Consider the following 15,842-nt stretch of genomic DNA (forward strand, 5'->3'; position numbering starts at 1 on the left):
AAATATCTGCTATTCATGGTTCTTGCCTGAACAGTATATAAAAAACGGCTCATTTTTCTCCGTTGCATAATATATCATAGCCATTGCCGGCAAAGCTATTCCTATCAACATCGCTAATTTCCAGCCGCCCATGACGTATGCCCACCCTCCTATAGCTGAGCCTACAGCACCACCAATAAAGAAAATAGCCATAAATAATCCGTTTAGACGGCTTCGAATTTCTGCTCCCAACGCGAAGATCGCACGTTGTCCAAGGACCAGATTTGCTGAAACTCCCATATCTAAAAGAATAGCCGCGACTACCAAGGCTACTAATGAGAATGTCGAACCGGTTTGAATCATAAGGGGCAGAAATGCAGAAATAATAACTAAAGCTAAAAGCGAATCCCGTGGCCGGACGAACCCAACCTCTATCAATCAGCAATTTCGCCGTTCGCTTATATACCATCCCAAAGAATTTTACTCAGCATCTGCAGGTACTTTCTTTCGCGATCCGCTAGATAAAAGAATGGGTTATCGAGCATTAAGATAGCTGAAATAAGCTAATTCTATGTGATAAATTAGGTTAATTTAGGGTTATTAGTATCCGGTATTGATTTTTTTCCCAAAAAAGTTTATTTTAATGACAGCTTAGTGATAAGCAAGTTCCTGACACGAAGGGAGATGTTTTTAATGGCAACTACTTATATGGTGGTTTGGTCTTAAAACTGAATAGCAGGCATATGCGAAAAAAGCGGGAAAACGCCCGTATTATTTGTTATGCCATCCAAAGTAACCTTTCGTGAATATTGCTGTTTGCTGGATACGATGAAGGTCGTATCTTTTTAACGCGTCCTGATGCCGCGCGACAGCAGCTTCTTTAGAGGCTGCTTGTCCGTGGCATTTTTACGTCCAAAAAACAACATTAAAGGAGCTAACAATAAAAACATGATGGATTTGAAAACATATGGTTATACAGATATAGACGCAATTCAATGCGGTTTATTGACCGGCAGGGTAACGGAGGTTGGAAAAAATGAATATTAATCCCCAGACGCTGCTCCATGCCTTAAAAAAACAGTTCAAGAAGGGTATCATCTCGGCCGACTGCCAAACCAAACCGTTACAGGGCGGAACTGTGGGAAATGTGTACCTGGTAACGGGGATCGCCGAAACCGCGGATGGAGAAAAATTGCCGTACCGTATCGTGCTGAAAATTCAGAAGAAATGGGAACGTTTCAATGATCCGGATTCCTGGCGCCGGGAATATGATCTCTATGTGTCTGACTTGGGAGCGACGTTCTCAGATGCCTTGCGTTGGCCCGAATGTTATCACGCGGAGATGAATACCGTAGAAGATGAATTCCAGCTATGGCTGGAATATATCGATGGCGTAACCGGTTTAGACTTGACTGGTGACATGTATGAACAGGCCGCACTGGAGTTAGGACGCTATCAAGGCAAGCTGTATGCTCTGCAGCCCGCCGTGCTGCAGAGCCTGACCAACCTGAGCCATGCGGATCTCATGAAGAATACGTATCTGCATTACCGATCATGGCCGGTCGTCTACGATTATATACGCTCTGAGGACTGCGAATTCCCGCAGTACGTGCGGCAAATGCTAATCGACATCGATGAGCACGCAGACGAGATACTCGCCCGAATCGAAAAATTGCCCCTCGTGCTATGCCACCGGGACTTCTGGGTGACCAACCTGATCTATGCGGAAGGGAAAATCGTGCTTATCGACTGGGATACCAGCGGATGGGGATACCTGGGCGAGGATCTCGCAAGCTTGATTGCGGATGAAGCCGATATCGATCACATGGTCGAATACTATCAGCGATGTGTCCCCGCGTATTACAAAGGATTTTCGGAGTATGCGGATGTATCCCCTATCGCCGATCATTACGTCTATGAGCTGATCCTTCTCGTATTCGGCTACAGGCTTATAGAGGGATATCTACACACAGAGGACGATGATGAGAAGACAAAGCTTGTCCATACACTCCAAAAAATCTATGAAATGAAGAGCAGCCCTGCGCAGGGTTGACTCTATAAAAAATAAGTCATTTTGCTTTGTTTTAACGATTAGTTATGCCTGCTAAGGTATAAGATGCAATACAAAAGCCGAGATCAAAATGTTCTTCGGCTTTTGGGTTTATGAGCAATATTTATCTAGTAAGTTGTTTAATTCAATAAAATTCTGACCCAATTACACCATTCAATACCTGATTTTGCATTTGTAATCACTTTATTAAGCAATATAAACATGCCGAACTTTGACAATTTTTGTGAGAGTGGCAATACAATTGTGGCTGAGTTTATAGAGACAGACAGAACTATAATTTGGTCGTAGTCACTCGCGGGGAAACAGGCTTGGAATATTTCCCTTCACTTTTTTTGCTTAACAACTACAGAGAGTGTCCTGCTGATGGTTTGACTTTTGAATGAAGTCTTGTCGCCCATAGGATTAATAAGGAGAAAATCATAATGACGATACACATCCAGTACACATGACGAAATCCGATGATCTGGGCAAGAATACCACCACCCATATTCCCCATAAGACGACCAATAATGGAGCCATTGTAATAGAGGGTCGTGGACAGACCTGGTGAATGAGGCAACACATCCGTGAAATAGCTTAGTCCATTCCCCATCACAATAGCCACATATATCGCTTGCAGGAGCTGTGCCGCGATAAGCTGCCAGGAATGGGTCGATAGACTTAAGATGGTGTAATAAAAAAGACCCACAAAACAACCCATAATCAACAAGGTGTGATTTGATATTTTCTTGCCGAGCGATCCTAATACAAGCATAATAGGGATTTCCAAACAAGCCGAGATACTGACGACCAATCCAACATCCATTGGTGTATCCTGAAGCTCATGAACAATAAACAACGGCGTGTTGATAGTGTTCATCGCATGTACAGCAAACAGAAAGATAAAAGCGATAAACGGCAGCATGATTTTTTTGTTTTTCAGCGATGAAGTGTGTGCGCTCTTTACCTTATCCTTATTTTGCTGGACCAATTTTCGTCTTTGTAAAAAAAAGAACACAAGAAATGCGATGGCAATATAGATAAAGGATGTGCCTAGAAAGAGAGCCTTGTATCCAAGTACACCCAAAATAGCTGTACCGATAAGTGGTCCAATTAGGAATCCCAAGGACACAAGTGAACGTAATATAGACATCGCAAACGTTCTATCATTGGTTTGGCTTGCTACTGCCGATTCCTGCGCATAGGCGTAGATTTGCGGCATCGCAGGTGCGCCTAATCCACTAAAAAAAGTAATGACAATCAATAGAATAATGAAATGATCAAACACCAAATAGGAAGCGTATCCCAACGCAGATGATAACATTGCCAAAATAATTAACCATTTTCGATCCAACCCGCTATCGGACCGTTTGGCAATAAGCGAGTTGACCAGTACTCCGCCTAACGAACTCACTGCCATAAAAACGCCAAAGGTTCCCATACTCATTCCCAAAACTTCGGTGGCATACAGGGATAAATATGGCTGCGTAATAGAAATACCTATACCGACCAGCAGGATGCAAATGATGAATAAACGATATCCTTTTATCTCAAACAGATTTTTAATCCGTGAATACAAATGCTCACCTCCAAGCTACAGAACGCATTTTTCCAAATTAACGCTCCTGCATCGATGGCCCCTTCATACATTTTTTCGACTACCGGTTTGAAATTCTCATCTGTAATGGATGCAGACCCCACCGTTAAATTGAATCGCATGTTGTAATGTCTTTATTCGTTCTTCACGGCGAGCCGCCAGTACTAATTTTGCTCCTTTGGAGGCGAGTTCCTTCGCTGTAGCTTCTCCAATCCCACTAGAAGCACCGGTAATAATGACAACTATTAGCTGAGCTCTTTTCGACGAGGTAATGAAAACCATAACTCATCAAGCCATTCCAGCTCTTGTGGAGTCAATTCACTTACGTCCGCTGCACGCAGACTTGCCTCCAACTGCTCTGGACGGCTCGCTCCGATGATGGCGGAGGTGATGCCAGGTTGTTGGGTAACCCAACGTACTGCTGTTGTGGTAGGGTCCAATTTATGCTCAAGGCACCAGGACACATATCTTTGAACTGCATCGAAATTGGCCTTTTGCCAGTATCGTTCCTGATACAACTTCCCTGCATTGTTCCCGAGTCCGAAGCGGGTCCCTTCTTCAATCCTTGCAGGATCACTGTAGCGTCCCGTTAACAAACCAGCCGCAAGTGGATTATAGCTGATCACTCCAACCCCTTCATCGAGAGCCATTGGAATCAAGTCTTCCTCTATCATCCGAAACAACAAGTTGTAGCGTGGCTGGACACTCACCATTCGCGTGTAATTTTTTCTGTCCGCAATTCCGTTTGCTTTCGCCACTTGCCAGGAACGCCAATTGGATACCCCCAAGTAACGAACTTTACCTTGTTCCACAAGCTGATCAAATGCACGCAGCGTTTCATCCAAAGGTGTACTTGGGTCGAATTGATGAGCTTGATAAAGGTCGATATAGTTCGTTTTTAGGCGACGAAGACTGTCCTCCACGGCCGTTATGATGTGCTTTCTGCTTAAACCCTTGTCATTAGCGCCAGGTCCCATTGCTCCAAAACACTTTGTAGCCAGAATAACCTTGTCCCGTTTACCCTTCATCCATTCCCCAATGATCGATTCGGTAGCTCCTGCGATTGCATATGATGCCCTACCAATGGGATATACATCGGCTGTGTCGATGAAGTTCACCCCTGCATCAAAAGCCTGGTCAAGAATATGGAATGAAGTATTTTGATCTGCCTGATTTCCAAAAGTCATTGTACCCAAGCATAGATTCGTTACCTTTAATCCCGTAGTTCCTAGAGAACGATTTTCCATTCTGATTCTCCTCTCTAAAGAAAGTAAGACTGTTGTGGTGTCTATGTAATTCAATTATGCGCCAGATGTATTCGTAACCGATAACCAATTCATCGCAAAAGATTGCCTAATCTTCTCATGACCATTTTTATATGACATCTTCATGGTTTATAATTGGGCTATTCCGTTGAAGGAGTAAGGAGGATATGATGTCTAAACCCATATATAAACAACAGGAAGAGCTTGCCCGTGTTATTCAGCATTATTCAGAACATGAAGGTTTGAATGAGACTGCGATACCTTCCTTATTCTTTATTCGTCGCTCAACAGTTACCGGCCCAAAGCATACTGTTTACAAACCGTCCTTGTGCATCATTGTTCAAGGTGCAAAAGATGTATGGCTGGCCGAAGAGCGTTTCAGATACAGTCCGGCCGATTATCTTGTTTCCTCCTTGGACCTTCCGGTTACCTCGCAAGTGGTAGAGGCTTCCTCGGACGCTCCCTATTTGGCTCTGAATCTTGTATTTACGCCGGAGCAAGTGCTGGACGTGTTACGCGATTCCGAAATTCAAGGCCGGCAGAAGAAAAATGCCAAACGAGGCATATATGTCAGCCCGACGGAGTTAGCGATGCTGGATGCCGTAATTCGATTAGTCCGATTGCTGGATAAACCAAAGGATATCTCAATACTGGCACCTCTTTATATCAAGGAAATTCTCTACAGGGTTCATGAAGGTGAGCATGGAGGCATGTTGGAGCAGATTGCACTTGAAGGAAGTGCTACGTACCGAATCAGAGATGTAATTGAGCGAATTGTGAGTAGTTATAATCAAACGTTTCGCATTGAGGAGCTTGCGGAGATTGGAAAAATGAGCGTGGCTTCACTTCATCGGCACTTCAAAGAGGTTACCGCCATGAGTCCTATTCAGTTCCAGAAACAATTAAGGCTGCAGGAAGCCCGGCGTCTGTTATTATCTGAATCGACGGATGCTGCTGATGTCGCTTTCCAGGTAGGCTATGAAAGTCCTTCGCAATTCAGTCGTGAATATTCTCGTATGTTCGGTTTTCCGCCTAGAGAAGATGTAAAGCGTCTACGGGCAATGACCCATTCAAATTAAATTCAAATCCATAACCCTTCAAGAACTGATCTTGGAGGGTTTTAATTTAGCGTTATAGAGTACTTTCTCCAGGAAGCTGATCGTCTTTCTCCATTTACGCATGACATCCGCGAGCGGCAGATCCAGCATTTTAACACTGCTGTCTTACCAAAATTTCGCTTAGAGCCGCAAGGTTTTACCACTTGATTTCCAGTTTATGACTTTGCTTAGTCTGTCCTTCTCCCTTTATAATGCCTCGTGAAGGAGATGATTTCGATGATAACCAAAAAATGGGCAGTTACCTCGATCCTTGTCGCCCTCTTAGTCATTCAAAGCTTAGCATGGAAGGCTGATCATGCCGAAGCGGCTCCCGTCCTTAAATTAGGGAGCGAGGATCCCAAAGTTTCTGATTTACAGTACCGGATGCAAGTGATTGGTCTCTATGCCGGCACGCTTGACGGAAAGTACGGCACCGGCACGGAGGCAAGTGTCAAACAGTTCCAGAAGGAGCACGGCACGGTGGTAGATGGTACGGTCGGTCCCGCCACATGGAGGAAGCTCCGAATGTACACCTTAAGCAAAAATGATATGGAGATTATGGCTAAAATCATCTACAGCGAAGCCCGCGGCGAGTCCTATAAAGGACAGGTAGCCGTCGGTGCCGTCGTCATGAACCGGATCCAGTCGGACGAGTTCCCGGACACGATTCAAGGCGTCGTCTTTCAGAAAAACGCATTCACTGCCGTCAGCGACGGCCAGTTCGGCATGAAGCCGAACCGGACTGCCTACCGTGCCGCCATCGATGCCGTGCGTGGATGGGACCCGACCCATAACTCTCTCTACTACTATAATCCGAAAACGGCAACGAATAAGTGGATTTGGACACGCGCCCGTACCGTAAATATCGGACGTCATGTATTTGCCATTTGATTACAACGTGCATAGGAACTGACGCGTGTGAGCATCCCGGGAAGCGCGGCTTATGGGCTAATGCATCGATAAAAAGGGATCAGTCGAGGTACTTACCCGTATTTGGCCAAGGAGGAGCTGGTCCAAGGATCATGCCCCTGCGCCTTTTCATCGCAGTCATGGTGCGCGACAACGCCGAGCATGACGACGCTTTGGTGCGCCGGACTCCCGGATGACGTCGGGTCGATGATTGCTTTCCTCCTCTCCGAAGACAAGCGCTGGATAAACGCACATCGGATCAAGTCTTCGGGAGACATGTTGATTTGATGTCCCTGTCGTAGACAAATAACTGCCCGTCCACATAGCCTGGACAGGCAGTTATTTTCATATATAAAGCAATTTACAACATGATTGCATTGCCGGTTTCCGATGATTTGTATATGGCCTCGAGGATTTGCGTCACCACAAGCGCCTGCTCCGGCTTGACCAGCGGCTCCTTATCTTCCAAAATGGCATCGATCCACTGCTTCGCCTCCAGCTCACCGGCATTCAGCGATTCCCCTTCGTAGAAGGCGATGCCTCCAGAGGCAGAAGTGCTCGTTTCGACCAGCTGCCCATACCGCGTATGGTTAAACGTCACCGTGCCTTTGTTATCCCAGGCGTCGCCGAACATTTCGGCCCCGCCTTCGGTACCGCACAGGGTAACCTGCGCTTCTTTCGTATTGATCATATTCAGTGCCCACGAGGCTTCCAGCGTAATCGTCGCTCCATTTTCCATCTTAATGAAGCCGAAGGCCGAATCCTCCACCCTGAACTCTTCCGGATTCCACGGGCCGAACATGTTGCCGTCCATCTTATCCTTCAGCTTATGGAACGCGGACCCGACGACGAGCTTCGGCTTGTAATTGTTCATCGTCCACAAAGCCAGATCCAAGGCATGCGTGCCGATGTCGATCAGCGGGCCTCCGCCCTGCTTTTCGATATCCATAAACACGCCCCACGTCGGAACGCCGCGTCTGCGGATGGCGTGTGCCTTTGCAAAATAGACTTCGCCAAGATCCCCCTGCTCACATGCTGCGTACAGCGCTCTCGAATCCGAACGGAACCGGTTCTGGTAGCCGATCGTCAGCTTTTTGCCCGTGCGTTTCGCCGCATCCAGCATTTGCTGCGCCTCGACGGCGTTCATCGCCATCGGTTTTTCGCACATGACATGCTTGCCGGCTTCCAGCGCGGCAACCGTGATGACGGAATGCGAGCAGTTCGGGGTAAGCACATGCACCACATCGATCGATGGGTCCTTGAGTAGCTTCTCATAATCCGTATATACCTTGGCATCTAGCGTTCCATACTCCTTGGCCGCAAGCTCCGCACGGTCCAGCTCGATGTCGCAGAATGCCGTCATTTCCGCCTTGTGCCGCTGTTTGGCCAGCGCGGGTAAATGCTTGCCATTGGCGATGCCACCGCATCCGATAATGCCAATTTTCAATGTACTCATGTTGGTCCCTCCCGGTTGGTAGTATTTCTGAAGCTCTGCCTTACTGCGCCAGCAGTCTCTGGATGTTGTCGAAGCTTTCCTTGACGCTGGCAAGCTCGCCTTTCACAGTCTGATCCTGTTCCACGATGATGTATTGAACCGTTCCAAGCTCCTCTGCTTTTTCCAGAATCGACGGAATGTCCATGATGCCAGCACCGATCTCGGTGAAATCCTCCTGGTTTGCGGCCGAGAACACCACTTCATCGGTTAGATGCCCGGAAACCTTCTCCAGCAGATTCACAGGTTTGGCCGACGGAGCCAAGTCCTTCTGGTGAAGAAGTCCGATCCGGCTGCCGTACTTGTCCATGAAGGCGAGCGGATCCACGCCGCCGCGCAGCGCCCAGAACGTATCGAATTCCACCTGAACCAGCTCCGGATCGGTATGCTCCAGCAGAATGTCCATAATCGTCTGGCCGCCAAACTCCTGAAACTCGTGAAAATGGTTATGGAAGTAGAACTGGATGCCGGCTTCTTTGGACTTGCGCCCGGACGCATCTAGCCATTTGGCCAATTCCACCGCATCCTCACGGCCTCGGAAAAAGGCGCATGGCATCACGATGCCTTTGCTTCCGATCTCGGCGTTATAGCGGATGACCGCATCCAGGTCCAGGTTCGGATGAAAAGCCACGTGGCTTGTAACCACCTGCAGGCCCAGCTTGTCCATCATGGCCTTCAGTTCCGCCGCCGTGTAATCAACTTCAAACGTGCCGTCTTCCCGGATGTTATGAAAAGCGAACTCGATGTTTGTATATCCGATATCCGCTATGCTTTGCAGCGTCCCGGCAAAATCTTTGGCCAGCGCTTCCCGTACCGAAAACAGCTGCAGACCGACTGGAATTTGAATCATGTGAAATCACTCCTCTTTAAAATTTAGGTTTAGATCGACGATGCGCGCAGGTCCAAATCTTGAACAATCTGCTTATGCTCCTTGTCCAGCTTATACAACACCAGACAGCCGATTTGTAGAATGGTCAGGAATATCGGTCCTAAGTAGAACAGGATGCGGATCATATCGGTCGCCTGTGACGTAACCGCATCGGGTTTATATCCGGCGAAACCAAGCGCATAAGCGACAACGGAACCGCCGACAGCAATGCCGAACTTGGTGGCGAAGCTGTAGGCGGAATACAGCATTCCTTCAGACCGGTGGCCGAACTTCCATTCGTGGTAATCCACCGTATCGGCAAGCATGGAGAAGTTGGCCGGACTGTTAATACCGATGCCGATGTTGGCGATAAAGAAAATGGCGAGATACAGGAAAGGCGGGCTGCTTTCCAGGAAAAACAGCACTCCGTACAGCAGCACGGCGCCAGTCAAGGCCACGATGCTCCCGTTCCGCTTTCCGAGTCTTCTGAGTATAACCGGGGCGAGAGCGCCTCCGGCAAAGTTGGCGACATTCGCGAGTGTTAAGTACAGCGGAATCATTTCAGGCTGGCCCAGGACGTATTGTACGAAATACACCAGGACTCCGAACACGACGCCGATCCGCAGAAACATGAACAGGGAGTTCAGGGCGATCATCACCCAAGGCTGATTGCCAAACATATGCTTGGCCGAAGTGAGCGTGTTAAACTCTTTGGTCTTCTCGGCGCTCTCCGTGAACCGTTCTTTGCACTTGAGAAACACCACATAAAACATCACGATAGCGATGATCGTGAAAATGCCCATCGTAACAGGGAACCCCAAGCGGTCGTTCCCGCCGCCGATCCATTTCACCAGCGGGTTGGTGAGCGCCGATACCGCGATGGCCCCCATGGCCATCCCCATGATCCGGAAGCTGCTGAGCTGGTTTTTCTCCTCCGGATCTTTGGTCATCATCGGCATCAGTGCACCGTAAGGAAGGTTGACGCCGGAGTACAGTATTCCAAGAATCAAGTAGGTCAAATAGGCATAAATCAGTTTCCCGCCTTCCGACCAATCCGGCGTAATGAACGTTAAGACGCTGAAGATGGCAAACGGGATCGTCAGAAAGAGAATGAAAGGCCGTGCTTTGCCAAACCGGCTGTTGGTCTTGTCGATCATGACCCCGATCACCGGGTCGATCACCGCGTCGAGAATTCTTGTAATCAGAAACAAGGTGCCGATGGCCGTGGCGGCCAGGCCATACACATTCGTGTAAAAATAGAGCAGATAGCTTGTCGTCATCCCCCAGACGAAATTGGACGCCAAGTCTCCAAAGCCATAACTGATTTTTTCGCTTAAGGAAAGCTTTCCCGCCGTTTGAGCCATGTCTCATCACCACTTTTTGTGTTTTACAATGCGGTTTCTCGGTTTCCTATCCTGATGAACATTCTTGATTCTCTTCCCTGTTTGAAGCCCGAAAATCTGCCTTCCTTCGGAAAATGTAATGCGTTACATTTTTGAGGTATGAAAAATTAATGTTGGTTTTGTATGTTGGTTTTGCTAAATGGTACCCTTGATTCGCGCGAATCCGGTTTAGAAATGTAACGCATTACATTTCAGCGATTAAAAAAAAACGGCTTGCTTGGTAACCGTTTCTTTAAGCGCTATTGTAAGCGATTTCTTTGAGGAGCGCAACCCCCATTTTTTCACCTGTCAGCGGGATTGCTTTTTCGTCGACTCCCGGATGACGATTTCATGGGGCAGCAGGATCGTCTTGTTCTCGCCCGCTTCTCCGCGCAAGCTTTGAAGGAGCGCTTCCATCGCGGCACGGCCGAGATCATACTTGGGCTGTCGCACCGTCGTAATGGGCGGCCGGCTCATCAGCGATTCCATCGTATCGTCGAATCCGACGATGGCAACGTCATCTGGCACCGATTTGCCCAGTGATATAGCCCCGTTGACGCAGCCGATGGCTGTAGCGTCGCTGGAGCAGAAAATGGCGGTCGGGTGATCTGCGGTTTGGAGCCATTCGACGGCAAGATCGACCCCGTTTTGGTACTCGTAGTCACTCTCTCTGATCCACTCCGGACGCACCGTGATCCCTGCCGATTCGAGTGCTCGCCGGTACCCCTGCTCCCGGGCGGCGGAAGAACTCTTGGCGCTTCCCCCTTTAACCATGGCAATTCTCCGGTGACCCAGAGACAAGAGATGAGCTACCGCGTCATAGGCTGCCTGCTCATTGTCGACCGAAACGCTGTAGGCGTTCTGCACCTGCTCGTATTCCGAGCACTGCACGATGCTGTAATCTTTAGCCAGTTGGTCCAGCTCTTCGGCGCTCAAGGTGGAAGCTACGACGATGACGCCATCAACGATTTTCTTTTTGAGCATTTGCAGCAGTTCTTCTTCCTTATCATGGTTGTCCTCGGAGGCGCAGACCAGCACCTGATATCCGTTCTGCTGAGCTACATCCTGTATGCCCTTATACACATCCGCCATGATTGGAAAAACGAGGCTCGGGGTCAGCACCATAACGCGGCGTGTTTCCGCCCTTCTTAATTCCCTGCCAAGGGAATTCGGCTCATAGTCCAATGCTTTGATCGTTTCCATCACTTTTTTGCGCGTCGATTCCTTAACGAGGGGACTGTTGTTCAACACCCGGGACACGGTCGCTACGGACACGCCGGCCGTCTTGGCCACGAACTGTATGGGTCTCATAAAATAGGCCACTCCTTTACTCCGTACAATTGAGTTTAACTTTCATTCTATCATACAACCGAGCACCGGTTCCAATTTCATCCTCTTGAGAAATCCGTAATTAAATATTCTTCGTTCACTCCAACTCAAGGATTTATGTAATTAATAAGACATGTGTACCTTTAAAGCAAAAAAGCCACTAACAAATGAGGTTAGTTCTTGTCCTTAGCTAAATAAAAAGCCGCCCACTTGGCGGCTTTCTATGCGTGTATTTTCTTGTCCTCCGACATGCAACACTGTAGTGATTATTTTGTTCAGGATGGCCTCTTCCGTTCCGGCTATAACCGATCGGGATAGAATAGTTAGACAATCGTCTAATTGATAATCGGAGCATGTTCTTGTCCGTGTGAGTCTTAACCATATTATGGCTCAATAATTTGTCTGCCCACATTCACATCGTCTACCTTCCATTTGTTATCAACAAATGTATAGAACACATAACGATCAACGAGCTCGAGATTGTTAGGACCACTTTCAAAGTAAGCAGATTGGTGCATTCTCGCCGCTGTGGTGCTGCTGTAGGTAATGTCGGATTTTATTGTTAGTATAGCGTTATTTTTAATGCCATTACTTTCAATAATCTTGTTAATGAATGAGTCAGTAAAATAAGGTCTGAAATATGTTCGAATTTGCGAAAATCTGGAGAGATCGGTGGCTTCATTTATCTTTGAATTAAGTACGTTTATTCTCTCCTGACTCATTTTCCAAGAATTGAGCGGCTCTGTATGGATAAAGACCTGTTGCATACCGATTGTAATGGTAGCTTTTCGTTCTTGTTCGGACCACAGTGCTGTACCCCCAAAGGCTTCAGCGAAAACACGTGCTGGAACATAAGTTGTTCCATTATCAATTTTTGCTGGCACATCAAGGCTAAGAGTCACGTGATTTAATAGAGCAGTGCGAGAATTAATATGCAGTAATAGCTCTTGTTTGCCGCGAATAATCATAATGCTTTTTTTTGCCTGGTTCCAAGTCACTTCTGAATTGAATTTCTCTGAAACAGCACGTAGTGGAATCAGCATTCGTCCGTTTTCAATTTTTCCATTTTCAACCGTATTCGAAAAATTACTGGCAAAACTTATCGCAGGATTACCGATTAAAAAGGTAAACACTAAAGAAAGTGTTAGTGCCATTATTGTTTTTTTCACAGATGATTACTCCCCTGGTTCAATTATTTTCTTGATCCTAGCTCAATTCTGTAGTTAAAAATTCTTTACAATATGCTCTCATTTAGGTAAACGCAATATTAATGCATAATGTTGCAGATTATAATATGTTTACACGATCAATGGCCAAATCACTCTTTCAGAATGTTCACGTCATCCTCTGTCACTACGAGCCCGAATTCCTTGCTAATCATTCTCCGAATGCAGCGCTCCGTAAAAATACCTTCCGAGTTGATAGACTATGAAGAAAAGCTTCAACCACCTTCTAACGCGTAATTGCCTCTATGTATAGTTATTACTAAAATAAAGGTAGAAGCTGCCATGTGTAATTGAAGCTATCTTCTAATTAATCATCTTGGAGGTAAAATGAAACAATCGCTTATTGAACAACTGAACGAGTGGCATGAAAAAGAAAAACATCAGCAAATTGTGGATTTGCTGGTTGCTATTCCCGAAGAAGAATTAGACTATGAAGGGGTCAGTCTCCTGGCAAGAGCTTACAACAATTTGGGACTTTATGAAGAAGCGCTCGATCAGCTTGAGAACATTGCCGAGGCTGGCAAAGAAGATTACCTATGGCATTATCGGGTAGGTTTTACTCTTTATCATTTGAAACGATATGAGGAAGCAACTCAAGCTTTCCGCAGATCCGATCAATTAGAGTCTGGTGATCAAAGTACGGAGTATTTTTTAAGGCGGAGCATTCAAAAAGTGGAAAAGCAGAAAAGAGAAGAACTGCGGCTCGCAAAAAAGAGAGCTTCCCTGGAGCATGGCTCCGCAGAGGAGAAGGTTCCTTTGTCAGATATGTCTCTAACTGATTTCTGGGATGACAGCGAGTATTCAAGAAAATCCTATCAATCTGATCCACCCACCGATGAACTAATCATATCTATCGAGAAAGAGCTGGGGTACAAACTTCCATCCTCGTATATTCAACTAATGAGGCAGCAGAATGGTGGAGTACCGAAGTACACCAACTTTCCAACAGAGGAACCAACTTCCTGGGCTGAGGATCATATTGCCATTTCGGGCATTTTGGGCATTGGGCGCGAGAAAAGCTATTCACTGTGCGGGGATCTGGGTAGTCCGTTTATGATTGAAGAATGGGGATATCCAGACATTGGAGTGGTGATCTGTGATTGTCCTTCTGCAGGTCATGATGTCGTGATGTTAGACTATAGAGCTTGCGGTAGAGATGGTGAACCTGAAGTCGTTCACGTCGATCAGGAAGATGACTATGAGATTACCTTTCTAGCCGACAATTTTGAAGAGTTTATTAGAGGCCTAGTGAGCGATGAAGAATATGATACTTCTGAGGAAGACAAAAAACGTGACCTTGATAAAGTAGCATACAGCAAATTTTCTCCACTGCTTGAGGAGCTGTGCTCCCCAGTAACCGAAGTGGAACAAATTGAACATAAAATCCGCAGTATATGTACACAGATCGTTGAAGAAAAAGGCCATTTTTCTTTTCATGCTGATCCATTATCGTATGTCATGTATGATGTGCAGTTGTGGTTATATACCAAATCATATCAAGACACCAGTCGCGATCAATATGTGGCAGCTTACCAGAACATAATCGCTTTTGGCGGGGAATTCAGTCAAGGAGGGTATGCTCCCTCCTTTGTTACAGATTGGCTTGATCACCGCATCAAGGAAGGAAGGATCATACAGAAACACGGAATCCTTCGATTAACCGATTCGTTTGCAGAGGAAATAATTAAGCAACTAAAAGAAGCCTAATAACAGATTAGTTCATGCCTAACAATAAAAAGAGCACGCTTCAGACTTCGGAAGCGGCTCTTTTTTTACTGAATCCGGCAGTATTTGATGTTGTTATGCTATTCTGCCCATTGGGCATGATTAGTAAATCGTGGGAACCATTCCCCCGTCCATACGGATCGGTGAACCTTTGAATGGTGTTGCATAAGGGCTGCATACAAATGTCGCAAGTCTGCCGATCTCGATTGGTCTAATGAACCGCTGCAACTCGGATTGCGGGAGATTGGCGGCAATGAACGTTTTTTCTTTCTCCTCAAATGTCATGTTTTTGTCCTGAAAGACGCTTTCGATGATCTGTTTTACATTTTCCGAAAGTGTTGGTCCAGGCATAATCGTATTGACCGTTACTTCCGTCCCCACCGTCAATTTGGACAGACTCTTCGACAAAGAGAGAAGCATGGATTTGGTTACGGCATATTGTGGCATATGTCCAGGCATAACCGCTTCTTCACTTGCAATAAAGATGATCCGGCCAAAGCCATTGTTCAGCATGGTGGGCATATAAAATTGGGTCAGCGCATTTGCGGAAAGTACGTTAGTCTGAATGTATTTTTCCCATATGGCATCGTCAACGTCATAATAAGACATGATCTCATAAATCCCGGTGTTGTTTACCAAAATATCAATCTGCGGGAACTTTTCAAACAATGTTTCCCGCTCAGCGACACTGACGATATCGGCTGCCGCATTTTGAGGTGAAGTATTCGGGTACGCAGACTTGATTTCGCTGACTACGTGTTCTACCTCTTCCGAATTTCGTCCATTGATAAGTACGTTGACTCCTTCTTTTGCCAACTCGATGGCAATGGCTTTGCCGATTCCTTTCGTTGAACCTGTTACCAACGCTGTTTTGTTATTCAATCCCATATCCATGTTACATGTCTCCATTTTCTGTTCTGGTT

At 46.6% G+C, this 15,842-nt stretch carries 14 protein-coding genes and 2 pseudogenes; 5 read left to right on the forward strand and 11 right to left on the reverse strand.

What is annotated here, in order from left to right; translation table 11 throughout:
• Window positions 1-9: 9 nt before the first annotated feature.
• Window positions 10-421 (reverse strand): annotated as a pseudogene (locus GRF59_RS02815) (MFS transporter); the annotation flags it as partial.
• Window positions 422-876: 455 nt separating this feature from the next.
• Here GRF59_RS02815 and GRF59_RS29630 point away from each other — a divergent pair.
• A complete protein-coding gene (locus GRF59_RS29630) occupies window positions 877-1,026 on the forward strand; it encodes a hypothetical protein (protein WP_237391604.1) in 150 nt (49 codons plus the stop codon).
• Window positions 1,016-2,032 carry an aminoglycoside phosphotransferase family protein gene (locus tag GRF59_RS02820; RefSeq protein ID WP_160496139.1) on the forward strand — a complete coding sequence of 339 codons (1,017 nt, stop codon included), beginning with the start codon at window positions 1,016-1,018 and terminating at the stop codon, window positions 2,030-2,032. Before GRF59_RS29630 ends, GRF59_RS02820 begins: the two co-directional genes overlap by 11 nt.
• Before the next feature lie 361 nt (window positions 2,033-2,393).
• On the opposite strand, the gene GRF59_RS02825 is transcribed toward GRF59_RS02820, so the two are convergent.
• From GRF59_RS02825 to GRF59_RS02835, 3 genes and pseudogenes are all read right to left on the reverse strand, one after another.
• Entirely contained in the window at window positions 2,394-3,608 is a 1,215-nt protein-coding gene (locus GRF59_RS02825; protein ID WP_160496140.1) for a sugar efflux transporter, read from the reverse strand.
• 105 nt (window positions 3,609-3,713) lie between these two features.
• A pseudogene (locus GRF59_RS02830) lies at window positions 3,714-3,908 on the reverse strand (SDR family NAD(P)-dependent oxidoreductase); the annotation flags it as partial.
• On the reverse strand, window positions 3,872-4,873 hold the full coding sequence (locus tag GRF59_RS02835; protein WP_160496142.1) for an aldo/keto reductase: 1,002 nt from the start codon (window positions 4,871-4,873) through the stop codon (window positions 3,872-3,874). The pseudogene GRF59_RS02830 and the gene GRF59_RS02835, both read right to left, overlap by 37 nt.
• A 188-nt stretch (window positions 4,874-5,061) precedes the next feature.
• Between GRF59_RS02835 and GRF59_RS02840 the strand changes: the two genes are divergently transcribed.
• Window positions 5,062-5,970 (forward strand): AraC family transcriptional regulator, encoded by a 909-nt coding sequence (locus GRF59_RS02840; protein ID WP_160496143.1) that lies wholly within the window; start codon window positions 5,062-5,064, stop codon window positions 5,968-5,970.
• Window positions 5,971-6,225: 255 nt separating this feature from the next.
• Entirely contained in the window at window positions 6,226-6,879 is a 654-nt protein-coding gene (locus GRF59_RS02845) for a cell wall hydrolase (protein WP_160496144.1), read from the forward strand.
• Between the two features lie 92 nt (window positions 6,880-6,971).
• On the opposite strand, the gene GRF59_RS02850 is transcribed toward GRF59_RS02845, so the two are convergent.
• The 6 genes from GRF59_RS02850 to GRF59_RS02875 form a co-directional block, all read right to left on the reverse strand.
• The gene (locus GRF59_RS02850; protein ID WP_160496145.1) at window positions 6,972-7,175 is read right to left on the reverse strand and encodes a hypothetical protein; all 204 of its coding nucleotides are present in this window, start codon (window positions 7,173-7,175) and stop codon (window positions 6,972-6,974) included.
• 83 nt (window positions 7,176-7,258) lie between these two features.
• On the reverse strand, window positions 7,259-8,353 hold the full coding sequence (locus GRF59_RS02855; RefSeq protein WP_160496146.1) for a Gfo/Idh/MocA family protein: 1,095 nt from the start codon (window positions 8,351-8,353) through the stop codon (window positions 7,259-7,261).
• Window positions 8,354-8,393: 40 nt separating this feature from the next.
• Entirely contained in the window at window positions 8,394-9,239 is an 846-nt protein-coding gene (locus tag GRF59_RS02860; protein WP_160496147.1) for a sugar phosphate isomerase/epimerase family protein, read from the reverse strand.
• 29 nt (window positions 9,240-9,268) lie between these two features.
• Window positions 9,269-10,621 carry an MFS transporter gene (locus GRF59_RS02865; protein ID WP_160496148.1) on the reverse strand — a complete coding sequence of 451 codons (1,353 nt, stop codon included), beginning with the start codon at window positions 10,619-10,621 and terminating at the stop codon, window positions 9,269-9,271.
• Window positions 10,622-10,948: 327 nt separating this feature from the next.
• Complete coding sequence (locus GRF59_RS02870; protein ID WP_160496149.1) at window positions 10,949-11,950, reverse strand: LacI family DNA-binding transcriptional regulator; 1,002 nt, start codon at window positions 11,948-11,950, stop codon at window positions 10,949-10,951.
• 401 nt (window positions 11,951-12,351) lie between these two features.
• Entirely contained in the window at window positions 12,352-13,137 is a 786-nt protein-coding gene (locus GRF59_RS02875; protein ID WP_160496150.1) for a stalk domain-containing protein, read from the reverse strand.
• Between the two features lie 384 nt (window positions 13,138-13,521).
• Between GRF59_RS02875 and GRF59_RS02880 the strand changes: the two genes are divergently transcribed.
• Complete coding sequence (locus GRF59_RS02880) at window positions 13,522-14,901, forward strand: SMI1/KNR4 family protein (RefSeq protein WP_160496151.1); 1,380 nt, start codon at window positions 13,522-13,524, stop codon at window positions 14,899-14,901.
• A 120-nt stretch (window positions 14,902-15,021) separates the two neighbouring features.
• On the opposite strand, the gene GRF59_RS02885 is transcribed toward GRF59_RS02880, so the two are convergent.
• Window positions 15,022-15,813 carry an SDR family NAD(P)-dependent oxidoreductase gene (locus GRF59_RS02885; RefSeq protein WP_160496152.1) on the reverse strand — a complete coding sequence of 264 codons (792 nt, stop codon included), beginning with the start codon at window positions 15,811-15,813 and terminating at the stop codon, window positions 15,022-15,024.
• Window positions 15,814-15,842 lie beyond the last annotated feature (29 nt).

This window comes from Paenibacillus dendrobii, assembly GCF_009807035.1.
Classification (GTDB): Bacteria; Bacillota; Bacilli; order Paenibacillales; family Paenibacillaceae; genus Paenibacillus_AQ; species Paenibacillus_AQ dendrobii.